The sequence below is a fragment of the Pseudomonas sp. ICMP 561 genome, from assembly GCF_002699985.1.
GTDB lineage: Bacteria > Pseudomonadota > Gammaproteobacteria > Pseudomonadales > Pseudomonadaceae > Aquipseudomonas > Aquipseudomonas quasicaspiana.
In genome coordinates, this window is the sequence record NZ_LKBT01000012.1 from 38,037 (window position 1) to 56,603 (window position 18,567).

At 59.5% G+C, this 18,567-nt stretch carries 15 protein-coding genes; 12 read left to right on the plus strand and 3 right to left on the minus strand.

Annotated features, from left to right (window positions below):
* Positions 1-8: 8 nt before the first annotated feature.
* A complete protein-coding gene (locus AO242_RS10390) occupies positions 9-551 on the minus strand; it encodes a hypothetical protein (RefSeq protein WP_027902425.1) in 543 nt (180 codons plus the stop codon).
* On the minus strand, positions 548-1,762 hold the full coding sequence (locus tag AO242_RS10395) for a PepSY-associated TM helix domain-containing protein (RefSeq protein ID WP_027902426.1): 1,215 nt from the start codon (positions 1,760-1,762) through the stop codon (positions 548-550). The genes AO242_RS10390 and AO242_RS10395 overlap by 4 nt, the downstream gene beginning before the upstream one ends.
* A gap of 1,164 nt (positions 1,763-2,926) precedes the next feature.
* Between AO242_RS10395 and kdpF the strand changes: the two genes are divergently transcribed.
* The 6 genes from kdpF (at position 2,927) to AO242_RS10425 (ending at position 10,926) form a co-directional block, all read left to right on the plus strand.
* Positions 2,927-3,016, plus strand: coding sequence for a K(+)-transporting ATPase subunit F (gene kdpF, locus AO242_RS10400; RefSeq protein WP_080237935.1), 90 nt, complete (start codon positions 2,927-2,929; stop codon positions 3,014-3,016).
* Positions 3,017-3,029: 13 nt separating this feature from the next.
* Positions 3,030-4,724, plus strand: a complete 1,695-nt coding sequence (gene kdpA, locus AO242_RS10405) for a potassium-transporting ATPase subunit KdpA (protein ID WP_099268632.1) — start codon at positions 3,030-3,032, stop codon at positions 4,722-4,724.
* Positions 4,725-4,734: 10 nt separating this feature from the next.
* Positions 4,735-6,816: a potassium-transporting ATPase subunit KdpB gene (gene kdpB / locus AO242_RS10410; RefSeq protein WP_099268633.1), complete on the plus strand. Its 2,082-nt coding sequence runs from the start codon at positions 4,735-4,737 to the stop codon at positions 6,814-6,816.
* A gap of 146 nt (positions 6,817-6,962) precedes the next feature.
* Complete coding sequence (gene kdpC / locus AO242_RS10415) at positions 6,963-7,535, plus strand: potassium-transporting ATPase subunit KdpC (protein ID WP_099268634.1); 573 nt, start codon at positions 6,963-6,965, stop codon at positions 7,533-7,535.
* A 9-nt stretch (positions 7,536-7,544) separates the two neighbouring features.
* Entirely contained in the window at positions 7,545-10,205 is a 2,661-nt protein-coding gene (locus AO242_RS10420; protein ID WP_099268942.1) for a sensor histidine kinase, read from the plus strand.
* Between the two features lie 31 nt (positions 10,206-10,236).
* A complete protein-coding gene (locus AO242_RS10425; RefSeq protein WP_099268635.1) occupies positions 10,237-10,926 on the plus strand; it encodes a response regulator in 690 nt (229 codons plus the stop codon).
* 170 nt (positions 10,927-11,096) lie between these two features.
* Here AO242_RS10425 and AO242_RS10430 read toward each other — a convergent pair whose 3' ends face one another.
* Positions 11,097-12,155: a patatin-like phospholipase family protein gene (locus AO242_RS10430; protein ID WP_099268636.1), complete on the minus strand. Its 1,059-nt coding sequence runs from the start codon at positions 12,153-12,155 to the stop codon at positions 11,097-11,099.
* A 186-nt stretch (positions 12,156-12,341) separates the two neighbouring features.
* Here AO242_RS10430 and AO242_RS10435 point away from each other — a divergent pair, with 186 nt between their 5' ends.
* The 6 genes from AO242_RS10435 to AO242_RS10460 all read left to right on the plus strand — a co-directional run bounded on the left by AO242_RS10435 (position 12,342) and on the right by AO242_RS10460 (position 18,561).
* Positions 12,342-12,620, plus strand: coding sequence for a hypothetical protein (locus AO242_RS10435; RefSeq protein ID WP_027901763.1), 279 nt, complete (start codon positions 12,342-12,344; stop codon positions 12,618-12,620).
* Positions 12,621-12,841: 221 nt separating this feature from the next.
* Positions 12,842-13,759, plus strand: a complete 918-nt coding sequence (locus AO242_RS10440; RefSeq protein WP_099268637.1) for an AAA family ATPase — start codon at positions 12,842-12,844, stop codon at positions 13,757-13,759.
* Entirely contained in the window at positions 13,756-14,712 is a 957-nt protein-coding gene (locus tag AO242_RS10445; RefSeq protein ID WP_099268638.1) for a DUF58 domain-containing protein, read from the plus strand. The genes AO242_RS10440 and AO242_RS10445 overlap by 4 nt, the downstream gene beginning before the upstream one ends.
* Positions 14,709-16,721 carry a transglutaminase TgpA family protein gene (locus AO242_RS10450; RefSeq protein WP_099268639.1) on the plus strand — a complete coding sequence of 671 codons (2,013 nt, stop codon included), beginning with the start codon at positions 14,709-14,711 and terminating at the stop codon, positions 16,719-16,721. The genes AO242_RS10445 and AO242_RS10450 overlap by 4 nt, the downstream gene beginning before the upstream one ends.
* 10 nt (positions 16,722-16,731) lie before the next feature.
* On the plus strand, positions 16,732-17,496 hold the full coding sequence (locus AO242_RS10455) for a CHAD domain-containing protein (protein ID WP_099268640.1): 765 nt from the start codon (positions 16,732-16,734) through the stop codon (positions 17,494-17,496).
* Between the two features lie 270 nt (positions 17,497-17,766).
* Positions 17,767-18,561: an acyl-CoA thioesterase gene (locus AO242_RS10460; RefSeq protein WP_099268641.1), complete on the plus strand. Its 795-nt coding sequence runs from the start codon at positions 17,767-17,769 to the stop codon at positions 18,559-18,561.
* The last annotated feature ends 6 nt before the right edge of the window (positions 18,562-18,567 follow it).

The window sequence follows — 18,567 nt, forward strand, 5'->3', positions numbered from 1 at the left end:
TCTGCCGATCATGGTTTGACTCCTTGTTTTTTCAGCCAGGCGACGGTCGCGGGGGACGCCTGTGATAACGGAATGGACGCCTGATGCATCGAACCGTCCCAGCCTTCCATGGTGATCCACAGGTCAGCGTCGGGGTCGGTGCGTTCAGGAATCTGCATAAAGGCGCTCATGCGATAGGGCGAACCAAAGAAAATCACCCCGGCGGCACGCAGGCTGCGTGGCTTGCCGATGCGCAGATAGGTCGCCTTGACCTTGTTCGCACATTCGGCGCAGAGCGCGGCGTTAAACGTTTTGGTGTAACCGGAGGCACCTTCCAGGCGCGGCGCTTCATCGAAGAACTCCGCCATGCGGATGCTCCACGGACCGACCTGAACCTCGCCGATCTCGCGCTGGCCAAGGCCGCTGTCACCGCGGAACAGGGCCATTTCGGTGAAGTACTTGGGCATGAATCCCAACGGGATCAGCACCAGCAAGATGTTTATGTGAAAACGCCATTTGTGCCAGAAACGGCCCAGGGTCGACGGTTGTGTTGCCACGGTAGCCTTGCTCACAGGGTGTTCTCCGGAATCCTGGTGGCCACGGGTCCGAGCGTTTGTTGCCGGGGGCTGGCACGTTCGAGTTTTTCACTGCGTTTGAGGGCGTTGACGGTGGCCTGAGCAGTACGTTTGGTCCAGATCAGCAGGCCGCTGAGGACCATCATGCTCAGGATCAGCGCGAAGAAGGTCCAGATCAGCTTGATCCAGATACCGCCGAAATCTCCGGTGTGCAGAGGACGCATGGATTCCGTGACAAATTCCAGGGCCGAGCGATCCGACAACAGGTGCGAGGTGGCGATTTCACCGCTATAGGGGTTGATTTCCGCAGTCTGGAACATCAACGGATACCAGCTGCGGCCTGCCACGCTGATGTTGCTGTAGGCGTTGAGCGGCATGCTGATGGAACTGGGTTCCAAGCCGGGAATCTTCTCGCGGGTAATCTCCACAGCTTTATCAAGGCTGATCATGGGCGCCGGGCTGCCGTCTGCCGTCAGCGGCACGCTGGCGTGGGGAATGACCGAGGCGATGGGCGACTGGCTGGAAATACTGATCTGGTTATCGAACAGGATGGCCTGAATCAGGAACCACATGCCCGTGATGGAAATGACAGCGATGAACCAGATCGACCAGATTCCGCTGAGGCGGTGGAAGTCGCCCCAGAAAATACGCGCGCCCTGGCTAATGCGCAGGGTGGGCTTGAAAAAGCCTTTCCAGAATTTCTTGTAGACCACGAGGCCGGTCACCAATGAGGCCAGCAGCGGAATACTCAACAGCGACACCATGTACCAGCCCCAGGAGAAGCCGTTGGTGAAGGGCACCAGCCACCAGCCATGCAGGGCACGGGTGAAGGCCGGGAAGTCGAACGACGGCGCAACCCCCTGAAGCACCCCGGTGTACGGGTTGGCATAGGCGACAACGGCGCGGCCACCTGGATAAGTGGCGCGAACGTTCAAGGCGAAGTAGTCACCATCGGGTTCCGAGATCCTGCCGACTTTTATCTGCGGGTCGTTACGCTCTATGGTCGCTTTGACTGCTTCGAAGCTCAGGCGCGGGGCATCCGCGGACGGTGGGTTGGCGCGCATTTCCGGGTTGACCAGCCACATGATTTCTTTGCTCACCACTGCCAGCGTCCCGGTGAAGCAGACGATCAGGACGAAGAACCAGATGGGCAGGGCCAGCCAGCTGTGGACGAGAAACCAGATTTTTGAACGGGACTTCTTGGACATGGAGTAACGGTCTCGATTCACGGTGTGGAGCAGCCCGATTATCTTTAGGGCTAGGGGTGTCGATAAAAAGCAGTTATGGCTGTTGCCATCGGGACTGCTGCATATTACTAGGACGGATGAGAATCAAATACTCCCAGTGTTAATTCTCATTACATATTTAAAAGATGTATCTGGATGTGTTTTTCTTGAGTGGGTAAGGATGGCTGGGGGATGTGGGGATGTCGGCAGTTGCGGGGGGCGTAGGACGGCAAAAGCATAGGTATCTGTACATTAATGATTTATGTGTGCATATCCGTTACCGCGTTTAAGGCTGATATTGGTTGCGCTTTTACAGCGCGTCACTTTTGATGGAGCGCAAAAGTAACCAAAACGCTCTTGCCCCACCACTGGGTGCCTCGCTGTCGCTCGGCATACCCGTAATCCGACATTGCTGCGCGGGGCCGCTGCCACCGGCCATCCATGGCCTGAGGCAGCTAAACCGGCATCCCTGCCGGTTCACCCCACACAGCAATATCGAATTCCGGCCGGCGTGGTTTAACGGGGCGCTTAAGATCAAAATCAAAAGCAGATCAAAAGCAGATCAAAAGCAGAGCGAAAACGGCGATAGCGCCTCGGACCGGTAGGAGCGAACTTGTTCGCGAGACGTCAGCACATCCAACACAGGTTTCGTCTGACACACCGCTTCGCAGCCTTCGGCAGCTCCTACAGATGCCCGGCAAATCCACACAATCAGGTCGGCTGTCAGGCCGCCGCGCTTTTGATTTTGATCTTGGGCGACCCGTTAAACCACGCTGGCCGAACGCAGATCTGAAGCGTGGGCAACCCGGCAGGACGCCGGGTTAGCCGCACCGGGCCATGGATGGCCCATTGCGGCGGCCCACGGTTCAGGATCTGCGGGCGGGTACACCGAGCGACAGCGAGGCACCTAGTGGTGGGGCAAGAGCCTTTTGCTTACTTTTGGCTGGGCCGGCTTCCGGAACAAAAGTGAGGCGCTGTAAAAGCGCAACCAATACCAGCCGTTACCCGACAACGGATATACACACAAAAACCGCCATCTTTACGCCATCTTTACGCCGCTCCCCACCCCTCGCTCTCGTTCCTTTACACCCACTCTCACGACAATTACTCCACACACGGCAATCGCCGTAGAGACGGAGTAATTCGATGAGCGCTGTAGACGGGGTATCACTGTTATTGGCCGCAGGGTTATTCATCTATTTGCTGGTTGCGCTATTACGCGCTGGCCAGAACTAGGAGTGGAGTCGCCATGCACAGCTATGACTATCTATTGATTCTGGCCTTCCTCGTACTGGTGCTGCTGCCCGCGCCATTGTTAGGGCGTTTCTACTACCGAGTGGTGGAAGGTGAACGCACCTGGCTGACGCCGGTTCTGCGACCGGTGGAAAACCTCTGCTATCGCCTGTCGGGCGTTGACCCGGCTGTCGAGCAGAACTGGAAAACCTACCTCTGGGCCTTGCTGGCATTCAACCTCGCCGGTTTCGTCCTGCTGTTCGCGATGCTTCTGGGGCAGGGCGCTCTGCCGCTTAACCCGCAACAATTGCCGGGCATGGAATGGTCACTCGCGTTCAACACCGCCATGAGCTTCGTCACCAACACCAACTGGCAGGCCTACAGCGGTGAAGCGTCGCTCAGTTACCTGAGCCAGATGGTCGGCCTGACCGTGCAGAACTTCGTCAGCGCCGCGACTGGTATCGCCGTGCTGTTGGTGCTCTGCCGTGGCATCAGCCGTCGCTCGACACAGAACCTCGGTAACTTCTGGACCGACATGACCCGCGTCACGCTTTATGGCTTGCTGCCATTGTGCATCGTGCTGGCGTTGTTGCTGGTCTGGCAGGGCGTGCCGCAAAGCTTCGCTCACTACATTGATGCGCTGACCCTGCAAGGCGCTGATCAAAGCCTGCCCATGGGTCCGGCTGCCAGCCAGATCGCGATCAAGCAACTGGGCACCAACGGTGGCGGCTTCTTCGGTGTCAACTCGGCGCACCCGTTCGAGAACCCGACCGCGTGGAGCAACCTGTTTCAGCTGGCGTCGATTCTGTTGATCCCGGCGGCTCTTGTATTCACCTTCGGCCATTACGTTAAAGACATGCGTCAGAGCCGGGCAATCATGGCCTGCATGCTGACCTTGCTGATCATTGGCGGTGCGGTGTCGATGTGGGCCGAATATCAGCCTAATCCGACACTGAATGTCGCCAATGTGGAACAGACCGCTCCGCTGGAAGGCAAGGAAAGTCGTTTCGGTACCACCGGCACCGTGTTGTGGGCGACCGCAACTACGGCCGCGTCCAACGGTTCTGTGAATGGCATGCATGACAGCCTCAACCCGCTGAGCGGGATGGTGGCGCTGGCCAACATGATGGTCGGCGAAGTGATCTTCGGTGGTGTCGGTGTTGGTCTGAACGGCATGCTGCTCAACGTGCTGATCGCCGTGTTTCTCGCCGGATTGATGATCGGCCGTACCCCCGAATACCTCGGTAAAAAACTGCAGGCCAATGAGGTCAAGTTGCTGGTGGCTACGTTGCTGGTGATGCCGGTCGGCGTATTGGTGCTGGGTGCCATCGCGGCAAGTTTGCCTGCCTCGATAGCGTCGGTAAGTAATCCCGGCCCGCACGGTTTCAGCCAGTTGCTGTACGCCTACACGTCGGCGACGGCCAATAACGGCTCGGCATTTGGCGGTTTCAGCGCCAACACTGTGTTCCATAACCTGATGCTCAGCCTCGCGATGTTCATCGGCCGCTTCGGCTACATCCTGCCGGTGCTGGCACTGGCTGGCAGCCTGGCGATGAAGAAGAGCGCGCCACTGGGCCTGAACAGCTTCCCGACCCACGGCCCGCTGTTTGTCACCCTGCTGACCATGACGATCCTGATTGTCGGCGGCCTCACGTTCCTGCCGACCCTGGCACTGGGACCGATTGCCGAACATTTGAGTCTGGGTTTCTGAGGAGCCGACCATGAATATGCCTATCGCTAAACCCGCATCGCCCGAACCAAAGCCTGTGCAAGCACAGCCAGCCCCCGAGACGGTGAAAACCGGTTTCTCCGCCTTGTGGCGCCCGGCGCTGATTCAGGCGTTCGTCAAACTGAACCCTCGGCAGTTGGCACGCTCGCCCGTCATGCTGGTGGTGGAACTGACCGCGATCCTTACCACCGTGCTGTGCCTGATTCCCGATCCGGCTGTTTCCACTGGCGTAGCGGTACAGATCGCCTTGTGGTTGTGGTTCACCGTGCTGTTCGCCAACTTCGCCGAGGCTTTGGCGGAAGGTCGCGGCAAGGCACGAGCAGACAGTCTCAAAGCGGGCAGTGAAGGCCTGAAAGCGCGCCGTCGTGATGAGTCGGGGCGTTTCAGCGAAGTCAATGCCAGCGCCCTGCGTAAAGGTGATGTGGTGCGAGTCGAGGCCGGGGAAATGATTCCCGGCGATGGCGAGGTCATCGAAGGTATTGCTGCGGTCAACGAAGCGGCGATTACCGGTGAATCCGCACCAGTGATTCGTGAGTCGGGTGGTGATCGCTCGGCGGTTACCGGCAATACCCGGCTGGTCTCGGACTGGTTGCTGGTGCGCATCAGCAGCAACCCTGGCGAATCCACGCTGGACCGCATGATCGCTCTGGTGGAAGGCGCCAAACGGCAGAAAACCCCCAACGAAGTGGCGCTGGATATCCTGCTGATCGGCCTGACGCTGATCTTCCTGCTGGTGGTAGTAACCCTGCAACCGTTCGCCCATTTTGCGGGCGGGAGCTTACCGTTGGTGTTTCTGGTGGCGCTACTGGTTACGTTGATTCCGACGACGATTGGCGGCCTGCTGTCGGCCATCGGTATTGCCGGGATGGATCGTCTGGTGCGGCTTAACGTGATCGCCAAATCCGGGCGTGCCGTGGAGGCGGCGGGGGACGTGCATGTGCTGCTGCTGGACAAGACCGGCACCATCACCTTCGGTAACCGTCGTTGCAGTGCGCTGTATGCCGCTCCGGGCGTCACCCCGAAAGAACTCAGCGAAGCCGCGCTGCTGGCTTCCCTGGCCGACGACACGGCGGAAGGTAAATCCATCGTCGAGTACCTGCGCAATCTGCACCCGATGGTTGAGCCAAAACCTGCCGACGTTACCGGTGTGCCGTTCAGCGCTGAAACCCGTTTGTCTGGCGTGGACTATCAGAACCGTGTGTATCGCAAAGGCGCAGTGGATTCGCTGCTGGCTTTTGTCGACATGCAACGCAGTGATTTGCCCGCGTCGCTGGCCCGGGAAATCGACGGCATCGCCAAGACTGGCGGTACGCCGCTGCTGGTGTGTGTCGACAAGAAATTGATCGGCGCAATTCACCTCAAGGACGTGGTCAAGCCAGGCATCCGTGAACGCTTTGCCGAGCTGCGCAAGCTGGGCATTCGTACTGTGATGGTGACCGGAGACAATCCGCTGACCGCTGCGGCGATTGCCGCTGAAGCCGGGGTTGATGATGTGCTGGCTGAAGCCACGCCGGAGAAGAAGCTTGAGCGCATTCGTGCCGAGCAGAACGACGGCCGTCTGGTGGCGATGTGTGGTGACGGTGCCAACGACGCGCCGGCACTGGCTCAGGCCGACGTCGGCATGGCGATGAATGACGGCACGCAAGCTGCCCGGGAAGCGGCCAACATGGTCGACCTCGACAGTGACCCTACCAAGTTGCTGGACGTGGTGCAGATCGGCAAGGAGTTGCTGGTGACCCGCGGTGCGCTGACGACTTTTTCCATTGCCAACGATATTGCCAAGTACTTCGCGATATTGCCTGCGTTGTTCGCCGCGATTTATCCGCAACTGGGCGTGCTGAACATCATGCAACTGGCCAGCCCGCAGAGCGCGATCCTGTCGGCCATCGTATTCAACGCCTTGATCATCGTGGTGCTGATCCCGCTGGCCCTGCGCGGTGTGCGTGTCCAGGCGGCCAATGCTGCGCAGTTGCTGCGTCGTAACCTGCTGATCTACGGGCTGGGCGGGATTATCGTGCCGTTCGTGGGGATCAAGTTGATTGACATGATTCTGGTTGGGCTGCACCTGGTTTAACTGAAGAAAAAACGGAGGTCTGTAGGACCGGCTTTAGCCGGGAGGAGGCCGGTTCATTCGCAGCATTTGTATTGGCAAGAATATCGCTCTCCCGGCTAAAGCCGGTCCTACGGATCGGCGCACATTTTTTGTAGAGGATTCTCACCATGTCCACCATCATCCGTCCCGCCCTGAGTCTTCTGGTCTTGATGACCCTCATCACCGGCGTCGCTTATCCGCTGGTTGTGACCGGCGTTGCTCAGGTCGCTTTCCCTGATCAGGCCAATGGCAGCCTGATTCATGATGCCGACGGCAAGGTTCGCGGCTCGCAGCTGATCGCCCAGTCCTTCACGGGAGACGAGTGGTTCCACTCGCGTCCTTCTGCAGGCGCTTTTGCCACGGTCGCCAGTGGTGCCAGCAACCTTTCTCCGAGCAATCCGGCGCTCGCTGCGCGGATCAGCGAAGACGCTGCGAAAGAAGTCGTGCCAGGTCAGGGCCCGGTGCCGCTGGCGCTGCTGACGACTTCCGGCAGCGGTCTTGATCCGCACCTTTCACCCGAGGCCGTTGCATACCAGACTGCAAGGGTTGCTGCTGCGCGCAAGCTGCCTCTGGAGAAAGTCCAGGGTTTGATCGAGGCCAATACCTCGCGGCCGTTGATTGGCCCGCCAGTGGTTAACGTTTTGAACTTGAATCGCAGCCTGAATGAGTTAACGTCTGCGCAACAACAAGCACAGCTTTGAGTGAGCAATATGAGTGATTCCGGCCGTGCCGATGCGTTACTAGCCGAGATGCCCGGAGACGGGCGCGGTCGGCTCAAGGTGTTCCTCGGCGCTGCGCCGGGTGTGGGCAAGACCTACGCCATGTTGCAGGCTGCTCACACTCAATTGCGCCAGGGTGTGGCGCTGATCGCTGGGGTCGTCGAAACCCACGGTCGCGCCGAGACCGAAGCGTTGCTGAGCGGTTTGCCGCAGCAGCCGTTGGTTCGCTCGGAATATCGCGGTGTGACCCTGGAAGAAATGGACCTCGACGGTCTGCTCAGGCTCAAGCCGAAACTGGTCCTGGTGGACGAGCTTGCTCACAGCAACGCCCCCGGCAGTCGCCATGCCAAACGCTGGCAGGATATTCAGGAACTGTTGGCCGCGGGCATCGACGTGTACACCACGGTCAACGTCCAGCATCTGGAAAGCCTCAACGATCAGGTGCGCGGGATCACCGGCGTGCAGGTCCGGGAAACCTTGCCGGACTGGGTGTTGCAGGAAGCTTATGAACTGGTGCTGATCGACTTGCCGCCACGGGAACTGCTGGAGCGTCTTCGCGACGGCAAGGTGTACGTGCCGGAGCAGGCGCGCGCGGCTATCGACGCTTTCTTCACTCAGACCAACCTGACCGCCTTGCGTGAGTTGGCGATGCAGACCGCTGCGGCCCAGGTCGACGACGATCTGGCTCAGGGGTATCGCCAGTTGGGGCAGGCTGCACCGGCCGTTCGCGGTCGCCTGTTGGTGGCCGTCGATGGCGATGCGCACGCCGATCGTCTGGTACGCCACGCCAGCCGTGTCGCTCAACGGCGACATCTGCCGTGGAGCCTGGTGCATGTCGACAATGGTCGGCCGTTCGATGAGCAAAATCGCGCTCGCCTGCAGAGTGCACAGCAACTGGCCGAGCGGCTGGGCGGTGAAGTGGTGCTGTTGCGGGCCGGTGAAGTGGCGAGAACCTTGATCCAGCACGCGGGTGAACGTCGCGCCAGTGTCTTGCTGGTCGGCCAGTCACAGCCGCGACTGCGCCGTCGCTGGTTGGGCGGCGGGGTGGCGGAACGACTGCTGCGCGAAGCCCACGGTCTTGAAATCAGCGTGCTGGACAGCGAGCCGTTGCCGGATCAACCCCGGGTGCGTTCTTCGCATCCTGCCCGTTGGCAGGACTATCTACTTGCGGTTGTGGCCACGGTTTTGGCCAGTGCTCTGGCTTGGGTGGTGTCCAGCGCGCTGGATCTACCGAACATCTCGTTGGTGTTTCTGGCCGCCGTGCTGTTAGTGGCCGTACGGACCAGCACGGGACCGGCGCTGGCCTCTTCAATTCTGTCGTTTCTGGCCTATGACTTTTTATTCATAACGCCGAGCTTTTCCCTGAGTATCCAGCGCGAAGAAGACGTGCTGACTCTGCTGTTTTTCCTGCTGATGTCAGCGTTGACCGGCAACCTTGCGGCCCGCCAGCGCCGACAGATGCAGGCCTTGCGCGAAACACAGGAAGAAACCAGTGAACTGCTCGACCTGTCGCGAAAGCTGACTGCGGCCACTGATCGCCAGGCGGTGATCAGCGCTGCCGAGCAGCACCTGAGCGGCTGGCAGGAACTGGAAATTTGCCTGCTAGACCGTGACGGCGCGAATGGCTGGAAGGTACAAAGTGGTATCGCGCGGCTTTCCGAGCCCGAGCGCGCAGCGGCTGACTGGGCCTGGCAACATGATCAGCCAGCGGGTCAGGGCACCGGCACGCTGCCCTCCAGTCGCTGGTGGTGGTACCCCTTGTCAGGCGAAGAGGGGCCATTGGCTTTGCTGGGCGTCAGTGCGCGGGCAGGCCAAGATTTTAGCGCGCAGAGGCGTCGGCTATTGATCGCGCTGACCCAGCCGCTGGCCCAGGCCCTGGCGCGGGCGCAGCTGGCGGATGATCTGGAGGCGGCGCGGTTACATGGCGAAACCGAACAGTTACGCAGCGCATTGCTGGCGTCTGTGTCCCATGATCTGCGCACGCCGCTGACCGCCATGCGCGGCAGCATCGACAGTCTGTTGGCACTGGGTGAAGCCATTCCCCTTGAAGATCGGCGGGAACTGCTCGAAGGCACTCGCGACGAAGCCGAACGTCTGGATCGCTACATTCAGAACCTGCTGGACATGACCCGCCTTGGTCACGGCGCGTTGAAACTGGCGCGGGACTGGGTCTCGCCGGGGGATATCGTCGGCAGTGCCCTGAACCGGCTGCGTGCGGTGATGGCGCCGCTGCAAGTCCAGACCTTGCTGCCCGGCGAACTGCCGCTGCTCTATGTGCACGCCGCGTTGATCGAGCAGGCACTGGTCAACGTGCTGGAAAACGCGGCGCGCTTTTCGCCCGTGAATGGGCGGCTTGAACTGGAAGCCGGGGCCATCGATGGCGAGTTGTTTTTCGCCGTCAGTGATGAAGGACCGGGCATCCCGGAAGAAGAGCGGGCAAAGATTTTCGACATGTTTTATACCGCGGCACGAGGTGATCGCGGCGGGCAGGGCACGGGATTGGGGTTAGCCATCTGTCAGGGCATGGTAGGCGCGCATGGTGGCCGGATCAGTGTTGGTCAGGGGATTGATGGCCATGGCACATGCATCACTTTATATTTACCGTTGCAGGCCCAGCCTCAAGGCGAAAGCGAAGCGGAACTGCTGTCTTGATTCCGTTTTACGTTAAAGAATAAGGGTGATCATGAGTCAGACCGCAACCATTCTGGTGATCGATGATGAGCCGCAGATTCGCAAGTTTCTGCGCATCAGCCTCGCGTCTCAAGGTTACAAGGTGCTGGAGGCCGGGACCGGAGTTGAAGGCCTGAATCAGGCCGCGCTGAACAAACCCGACTTACTGGTGCTGGACCTGGGCTTGCCGGACATGGATGGCCAGCAAGTGCTACGCGATTTTCGCGAGTGGTCCAGCGTGCCGGTGCTGGTGCTTTCGGTGCGGGCCAGCGAAGCACAGAAGGTCGAGGCGCTGGATGGTGGTGCCAATGACTACGTGACCAAACCGTTCGGTATTCAGGAATTTCTGGCTCGTATTCGCGCCTTGTTGCGTCAGGCTCCCTCGGGCGAACAGCAGGGCGCGGCATTGGTGTTCGGTCCGCTCACCGTGGATCTGGCGTATCGCCGGGTGCTGCTGGATGGAGTAGAAGTGGCCTTGACCCGCAAGGAGTACGCGGTGTTGGCCCAACTGGCGCGGCATCCGGGACGGGTTATCACCCAGCAGCAACTGCTCAAGGATATATGGGGCCCGACCCACACCGAAGACAGCCATTACCTGCGAATTGTGGTCGGTCACCTGCGCCAGAAGCTGGCGGATGACCCAACTGCACCAAGGTTTATCGTGACAGAGGCGGGGGGGGGGGACCGGTTGCGGGAGAGCTGAACAGTTTTTTGTAATTGGAATATATATCTGTTGGAGCGAGGCTTGCCCGCGAATGCGTCCTTTCAGCAAGCACATGTATCGACTGACTTGACGCTTTCGCGGGCAAGCCTCGCTCCAACGAGAGTTACGATCCTGAATATTGACGGTGCGCCAGGCTCAAAATCTACATTTCAACTGCCGCTTCGATGCTCCGCCTCATACCGATCCAGCGTATCGCTGGCGATTTCCCGGCCCAGAGCGATGAGTTCCGGTGCCTTATAAAACTCGAAAAAACGGCACACGCGTTTTGGCACATTGATCAGGATATCCGGCGGATACCCGGCTATCTTGTACTGCGCCAGCGAGGTTTGCATCACCTCAAAACTCTGGTTGATCAGGTCCAGCAGTGATGCCGGGCCGACGTTGTCGATGATCACTGATCCTGTGGCGGACTTTGGCGCGCTCTCGCCTTGAGGGGCTGCAGCGGGTTGCTGACCTTGAGGGTCGGCAGATTCCAGCCACGGATTGTCAATCATCGCCGCGCTGGCCTTGGGGCTGTTCTGCGGCAGGTGCAACACCTCGTTGCCAGCGGCGTCCAGTTTGCGACGGAACGGCAGGCGCGAACCCAGTGAACTGATCATGTGATCGAAGCGCCGTTTCACCGCAGGCGGACGCTCGATCACCGGTAATTGATAATGCCCTTGGGTGGTCGAGTTGAGATTGACCGCCACGATCAGGTCGCAATGGCTGGACACCACCGGCACGATGGGCAGCGGATTGAGCAAGCCACCATCCACCAGCATGCGATTACCCTGCATCACTGGCGTGAACAGGCTGGGGATTGCCGCCGAGGCGCGCATGGCCTGATGCAGACAGCCTTCCTGAAACCAGATTTCCTGCTGATGGGTCAGGTCGGTCGCCACGGCGGTGTAGGGGATGCGCAGGTCTTCAATGTTGATTTCGCCGACGATCTCGCGGATCTGACCGAATACCTTCTCGCCCCGAATCGCACCGAGGCGGAAACTGACGTCCACCAGACGCAGCACATCCAGATAGTCCAGGCTCTCAATCCATTCCCGGTATTGCCTGAGTTTCCCTGCCGCATAGACACCGCCAACCACTGCGCCCATGGAGCAACCCGCAATGCAGGCTATCTCGTAACCGCGGCGCTCCAGCTCCTCAATGACACCGATATGCGCATAACCCCGAGCGCCTCCAGAACCGAGCACCAGTGCTATACGTTTTTTCATGAACGACCTCCGAATCAGATTGATCCACCATACGCTTGAATCGGGCTATTTTTATCGTTCATTTGCGCGATGTGAAGGCTCTGATTCAGCAAAAAAACAGTTACCCTTGCGGCCCCGGTGATGGCACTTTCAGCAAGTGACACCGTCAAAGCTGCACCATTGATATTTCTTCTTGAGGTAACACCGATGAAAGCCTGGATTGTCCTGCCCTTGTTTGCTCTGGTTCTCACTGGTTGCGCGGGTAAAACCGGTTATCGCGAAAGTTGCGGGACGCAGCTTGATTCGGCCTGGAAGGAGCTCGATCTGGCCAAGGCTGAAGGCTTCGCCGGCACTGTCAGCTACTCCAAGGCCTTGTCCTTGCTGACCGGCGCCAAGACCCAGCAACAATTCGAAGCCTTCGAAGGTTGCACCGAGAAAGCCGAAAAAGCCCGCTTCTATATTCGCGAATCCCGCGCAGGTCGCTGATTAATTCCCACCACTCCCCTGTAGGAGCTGCCGAAGGCTGCGAAGCCGTCTGTTCAGGCGAATCGATTTCGCAGCCTTCGGCAGCTCCTACAGATCTTTATCTGTCGATTCAACCTAAGCAATTTCCTCTTCTCTCTGGCGAAAACACCTACGCTAACTTTATTGTGACTGCACAGCAGTCCTGTTTTTAGCCATAGGCAGTCGCCTGGAGAGTGTTTTCGATGGGCAGAAAACTCGATGAGTGCCTCAACGCCATTAATGAGGTGGTGTTAGGCAAGGAGCCGCAAGTCCGGTTGGCAATGACCTGCCTGCTCGGTGGCGGCCATTTGTTGATCGAAGATTTGCCCGGCATGGGCAAAACCACTCTCAGCCATACCTTGGCCAAGGTGCTGGGCCTGAGCTTTCAGCGGATTCAGTTCACCTCGGACTTGTTGCCAGGTGACATTCTCGGCACCTCGGTGTTCGATCGGGAAACCGGGCAGTTCACCTTTCATCCGGGGCCGATTTTTGCTGAGCTGGTGCTGGCCGACGAAATCAATCGCGCCACGCCCAAGAGCCAGAGCGCCTTGCTTGAAGCCATGGAAGAAGGGCAGGTCACTATCGAAGGCGCGACGCGTCTGTTGCCGGATCCATTCTTTGTCATCGCCACCCAGAACCCCTTCAGCCAAGGCGGCACTTTCGCGTTACCCGAGTCGCAGCTGGACCGTTTCCTGATGCGTCTTTCTCTGGGGTATCCCGCACGCTCTGCCGAGAAAGCCCTATTGCTGGGCGAATCACGTCGGGACCTGTTACCCCGTTTACAGCCGCTGCTTAATCACGCCGAGCTGGGCGCACTGCAAGCGCAGGCCCGGCAAGTGCGGGTCAGTGATGCGTTGGTGGATTACGTCTTGCGGCTGGTGGACGCAACCCGTGCCCAGCCGCAGTTCGCTTATGGGTTGTCGCCACGGGCGAGTCTGGCGATTCTAAGTGCAGCGCGGGCTTGGGCTTTGCTGGCGGGACGCGAGTATGTGATCCCCGAAGACGTGCAGGCGATTTTGCCCTCGGTGGTCGGCCATCGTCTTCGTGAGCGGACCGATCCCACCGGGCACGGCGGTGGGGCCTTGGTCCAATGGCTGTTGCGTGAGGTGCCGGCGCTTTGATCGAACAGTTCAAACCGTTCTGGCAGCGCTGGCTAGCGCGACGTATACCCCCCGCGTCGCGGGTCAAACTCGACCACCGGCGCATTTTCATTCTGCCCACCCGCACGGGTGGCAGTTTCGCGTTGGTGCTGTTTTTGATGTTGCTGGTGGCGATCAATTATCAGAACAGCCTGGCGTATGGTCTGACATTCCTGCTGCTGTCGATGGCTATTCTGGGGATACTGCACACCTACCGAAACTTGAGTGGTCTGGTGATTAGCGCAGGCACGGCGCGGCCGGTGTTTGTCGGTGAGACCGTGCATCTGAGCCTGCGCCTGGAAAGTGATCATCACGCTCATCAGGCGATCTCGCTGGGCTGGGACGCCGAGCAGTTACAGCAGGTCGATATTGCTTCCGAGGCGCGGATCGAGGTTGAGCTGAGCTTGCCTGCGCATAATCGAGGCTGGCTGCGGGCGCCAAGGCTGCGGGTTGAAAGCGTCTTTCCGTTAAGCATTTTGCGCACCTGGAGCTGGCTGGACCTGGAGCAGACTGCGCTGATTTACCCTCGGCCGGTGGCGGGTGCAATGCCACTGCTAAAGGGCGTTCAACCTCATGCCGAAGATCACGGCGTGGCCACTCAGGGCCCCGGCGTCGATGACTACCAGGGCTTGCGTACTTATCAGCCCGGAGACAATCGGCGACGCCTGCACTGGAAGGCGTATTCAAGGGGCCAAGGGCTGCTGCTCAAAGACTTCACTGATCTGAGTGGCCAGGATTTTTGCCTGGATTTCATGGCGTTGGGCGGTGATATCGAAGAGCGGCTGTCGCGCCTGTGCTACTGGGTGGTGATTCTGTCCCAGCGTCAGCAACCGTTTGCGTTGCGTTTGCCGGGTTATCTGTCAGCCGTGGACAGTGGCAATCTACATCGTGAAACCTGCCTTCGGGCACTTGCGTTGTATGGCGTGCGGCAATGAGCGCCGTCGCGTCCGGCCTGAGCGGGCCGATTCCGCGTACCAGTCTGCTTTGGCTGCTATTGGCACAAGCGCTGGTCATCGTGCCGTTTATTCAGCACATTCCTGGAACCATCATCATTTTGTGGCTGGCCTGCATGCTATGGCGCGTGCAGATCTTCCGCATGCGTGCTCGCCATCCCGGTGCATGGATAAAAGGCGGGCTGCTGGTGGGCACGGCGGGCGGGGTGTATCTGGCCCGTGGCAGCCTGGTCGGGCTGGAGGCGGGCGCTGCGCTGTTGGTGGCGGCTTTTGTGCTGAAAATGCTCGAGATGCAGAGTCGGCGTGATGCATTGGTATTGATCTTCCTCGGCTTCTTTTGCATCACGGTCGGCTACTTGTTCGAGGACAACCTGCTGTGGGCGGCGTTCACCTTGTTACCCGTCAGCACATTATTGGCGGCGTTGATCGGCTTGCAGTCATCCAGTCATTCCAGCAGTCAGCCCGGCAGCCTCAAGCTGGCGCTCAAATTGCTGGTGCAGGCGGTGCCGCTGATGCTTCTGCTGTTCCTGTTCTTCCCGCGTCTGGAGCCGCTCTGGTCATTGCCGCAGCCGAGTAATAAAGGCCAGACGGGGCTTTCCGACAACATGGCGCCGGGGGACATGGCTGAGTTGAGCAAGTCAGCGGCGTTGGTATTTCGTGCCAGTTTTGACGGCCCGATTCCGGCTCGGAATCAGCTGTATTGGCGCTCCCTGACCCTTGAACAATTTGACGGGCGACGCTGGTCGCAGTCGCCGCGCGCGCAAACCGTGCAGATGCCGCAATGGCAGAAACGTGGTGATTCCCTGAGTTACAGCATCGTCATGGAGCCCAGCGGCCGACCCTGGTTGTCGAGCCTGGACGTAGCCGAAAGCAATCTGGGTGATGTGCGCCAGATGAACGATTTCCGCTTGCAGCGACGTCGGCCGGTGGAGCAGTCGTTGCTCTACAACGTCATCTCCTGGCCGGACGCGACCCGTGAGGCGCAACTCAGCGAGAACATTCAGCGACAGGACCTGCAATTACCCGCCAAGGGCAACCCTCAGGCACGGCAGTGGGCCAGCGATCTGTTGCGCCGTCATCCACAGCCCGATGAGCTGGTGCAGACGATGCTCGATTACTTTGCCCGCGAGCCTTATCACTACACCCTCAAACCACCGACGCTGGGACCAGACAGCATTGATGACTTCCTGTTTGAAAGCCGCCGTGGTTTTTGCGCGCATTACGCAGGGGCGATGACTTTCGTGTTGCGTGCGGCGGGTATTCCGGCGCGGGTGGTGGCCGGTTATCAGGGCGGCGAACTCAATCCGGACGGCCAGTACCTGACGGTACGCCAGTTTGATGCTCACGCCTGGGTTGAGTACTGGCAGCCCGGTGTTGGCTGGCGCAGCGTCGATCCCACCGCCGCGGTGGCGCCGCAACGTATAGAACAAGGACTGGAGCAGGCGTTGGCGGCGGACGAGGCGTTTCTAGCGGACTCGCCCATGTCGGCGCTGCGCTATCGCCATGTACCGTGGCTCAATTCGCTGCGCCTCAGCTGGGATAATCTCAATTACGGCTGGCAGCGGTGGGTGCTTGGCTATCAGGGGCAAGAGCAGTTGCGGGTGCTGAATCGCTGGTTCTCCGGCCTGGAGGCTCCGGCGTTCATCGTGGGTCTGTGCGTGTTTATGGGGTTGATCGCGTTATGGGTGTTCAAACCCTGGCAGCGCGAAAGTGATTCGCAACTTCGCCTGTTCGGCGCGTTCGAAAGACTGCTGGCACGTCATGGCCTGCGGCGTTTGCCGGGGGAGGGCGCCGAGGAGTTCTCGCGTCGTGCTGCGCTGGTATTGCCGGGGCATGCCGACGCAATTGTCGCCTTCGCCCTAGAGTTTCAGGCTCAGCGTTATGCGGGTAGCTCGTCTTCACCGGCCGAACTGCGGCGGCGTTTGAAGCAATTACGGCGACGTTTGCCATGGCGTTTATCGCCAGTCAAAGAAACCCACGATTCACGATAAGGATGAGTTCATGTCATCGATGGTTGACCATCTGGTCGCACAAGTCCTGGGCCTGCACGTCAAGTTGCTGGCTTGTCAGGCGCGCCTTGCCGCGTCCACCGACCCCGAGGCGTTGCACGACCTGCGCACCACGGTCCGGCGTCTGCGCAGCCTGTTGCGCCCCCTTCGCGGCGTATCAGGTGTCGAGCAGCTGGAAGCGGCAGCCAAGGCGGTAGGGGAATTGACCACGCCGCTGCTGGACATGGAAGTACTTGCCGCACACTTGGCCGAGCAGGGCCTGGCCGAGGCTGCGTCCGTGCGCATCAATAAGGTCAGCAAAGCTTACGGGCAGGTTGCGACATCGGCTGAGCTCGCTCGACTGTTCAGCACCCTGGACCAGTTTCCGGGATTTTTGCGGGTGCAACAACGCCAGCAATTGCTGCGAGGCCTGCGCAAGACCATCGAGAAAGGCATGGACAAGCAGTGGAAAAAACTTCGCGAAGCCATCGCCGATCCGGCTCATGACCGGCATCGTCTGCGCTTGTTGATCAAACGCGTGCGCTACGCCGCGGACGCTTATCCCGAGTTGAGTCATCAGCCGAAGAAAATGCAGTCGCGTCTGAAGGCCGCTCAAGGTGCGCTGGGCGATTGGCATGATCATCTGCAATGGCTGGCTCAGGCCGGACAGGAGCGCGATCTGGCGCCTTGCATCGCCGCCTGGCAAACCGGCATCGTACGTGCCGAGAAGAAGGCTGACGTTGCGCTGCTGCGTTTGAGCAAGACCTGCTTCGGTTGACGCGCATAACGGAACACATAAATCACAGATTGAATGCACTTTCTGTAGGAGCTGCCGAAGGCTGCGAAGCATTCATCCTGTGATACCGCGATCGCAGCCTTCGGCAGCTCCTACAGATTCAATATTCGCTTAGAGGCATCATGGCGTTGATCCGGCCGCAAATATGGCCAATATGACGTATGCGCTATCCATGATGGCTGGTTAAGATCAACACCTGTTTGCTGACTCGCCACCGCGCGGGTTTTTTATTACCGGTACTACGGGGTATACATGAAGTTTTCCGAGCTGATCGACGCGGTGCAGCGTAACCCGCTGGCCGTGACTATCCCGGCTGAATGGGCGCAAGGCCGCGCCAGTTTTGGTGGTTTGATGGCAGCGCTGCAATATGAAGCGATGCGCGCCAAAGTGCCTGAGGGAAGGCCGGTGCGCTCACTGGCGATCACCTTTGTCGGCCCGGCCGAGCCTGGCGTCCCGATTGCTTTCGAAGTAGAGGTATTGCGCGAGGGCAAAGCCGTCAGCCAGTTGCTGGGGCGAGCCACGCAAAATGGTCAGGTGATGACGCTGATTCAGGGCAGCTTCGGTGCGTCCCGTGAGTCGGTGATTTCGGTCAAGGCTGATCCCGCGCCAACGCTCAAGCCGCTGGAAGCGTGTCCGCAATTGCCCTTCGTCAGCGGCATGATGCCCGAGTACCTGCGCTTTATGGAGCTGCGTTGGGCGTTGGGCGGTTTGCCCTTCAGCAACACGCCTTCCCCGGCCATTGGCGGTTATGTGCGGTTTCGCGATATCGAAGAAGGGCCTTCCAGCGAAGCCCACATGCTGGCGCTGGTCGACGCCTGGCCACCGGCGCTGTTGCCTCACCTGAACAAACCCGCGCCGGGCAGTTCACTGACGTGGACCATTGAGTTTGTCCAGCCAATGCCTGTCTTGAGCACGCATGACTGGTGTTCTTACAAAGCGGTGATCGAGCATGCTCGCGATGGTTACGGACATACCGCCGCGATGCTATGGTCGTCGACAGGGGAGCTGATTGCGATCAGTCGGCAGACGGTGACGGTGTTTGGATGAGCCCGT

What these genes read in the sequence shown, in the direction of transcription:
- AO242_RS10395 (WP_027902426.1), bottom strand. Translation starts at nt 1,762, where the DNA reads ATGTCCAAGAAGTCCCGTTCAAAAATCTGGTTTCTCGTCCACAGCTGG.
- AO242_RS10425 (WP_099268635.1), top strand. Translation starts at nt 10,237, where the DNA reads ATGAGTCAGACCGCAACCATTCTGGTGATCGATGATGAGCCGCAGATT.
- AO242_RS10430 (WP_099268636.1), bottom strand. Translation starts at nt 12,155, where the DNA reads ATGAAAAAACGTATAGCACTGGTGCTCGGTTCTGGAGGCGCTCGGGGT.
- AO242_RS10435 (WP_027901763.1), top strand. Translation starts at nt 12,342, where the DNA reads ATGAAAGCCTGGATTGTCCTGCCCTTGTTTGCTCTGGTTCTCACTGGT.
- AO242_RS10460 (WP_099268641.1), top strand. Translation starts at nt 17,767, where the DNA reads ATGAAGTTTTCCGAGCTGATCGACGCGGTGCAGCGTAACCCGCTGGCC.
- AO242_RS10420 (WP_099268942.1), top strand. Translation starts at nt 7,545, where the DNA reads ATGAGTGATTCCGGCCGTGCCGATGCGTTACTAGCCGAGATGCCCGGA.
- AO242_RS10440 (WP_099268637.1), top strand. Translation starts at nt 12,842, where the DNA reads ATGGGCAGAAAACTCGATGAGTGCCTCAACGCCATTAATGAGGTGGTG.
- kdpC (WP_099268634.1), top strand. Translation starts at nt 6,963, where the DNA reads ATGTCCACCATCATCCGTCCCGCCCTGAGTCTTCTGGTCTTGATGACC.
- kdpB (WP_099268633.1), top strand. Translation starts at nt 4,735, where the DNA reads ATGAATATGCCTATCGCTAAACCCGCATCGCCCGAACCAAAGCCTGTG.
- AO242_RS10455 (WP_099268640.1), top strand. Translation starts at nt 16,732, where the DNA reads ATGTCATCGATGGTTGACCATCTGGTCGCACAAGTCCTGGGCCTGCAC.
- AO242_RS10450 (WP_099268639.1), top strand. Translation starts at nt 14,709, where the DNA reads ATGAGCGCCGTCGCGTCCGGCCTGAGCGGGCCGATTCCGCGTACCAGT.
- kdpF (WP_080237935.1), top strand. Translation starts at nt 2,927, where the DNA reads ATGAGCGCTGTAGACGGGGTATCACTGTTATTGGCCGCAGGGTTATTC.
- kdpA (WP_099268632.1), top strand. Translation starts at nt 3,030, where the DNA reads ATGCACAGCTATGACTATCTATTGATTCTGGCCTTCCTCGTACTGGTG.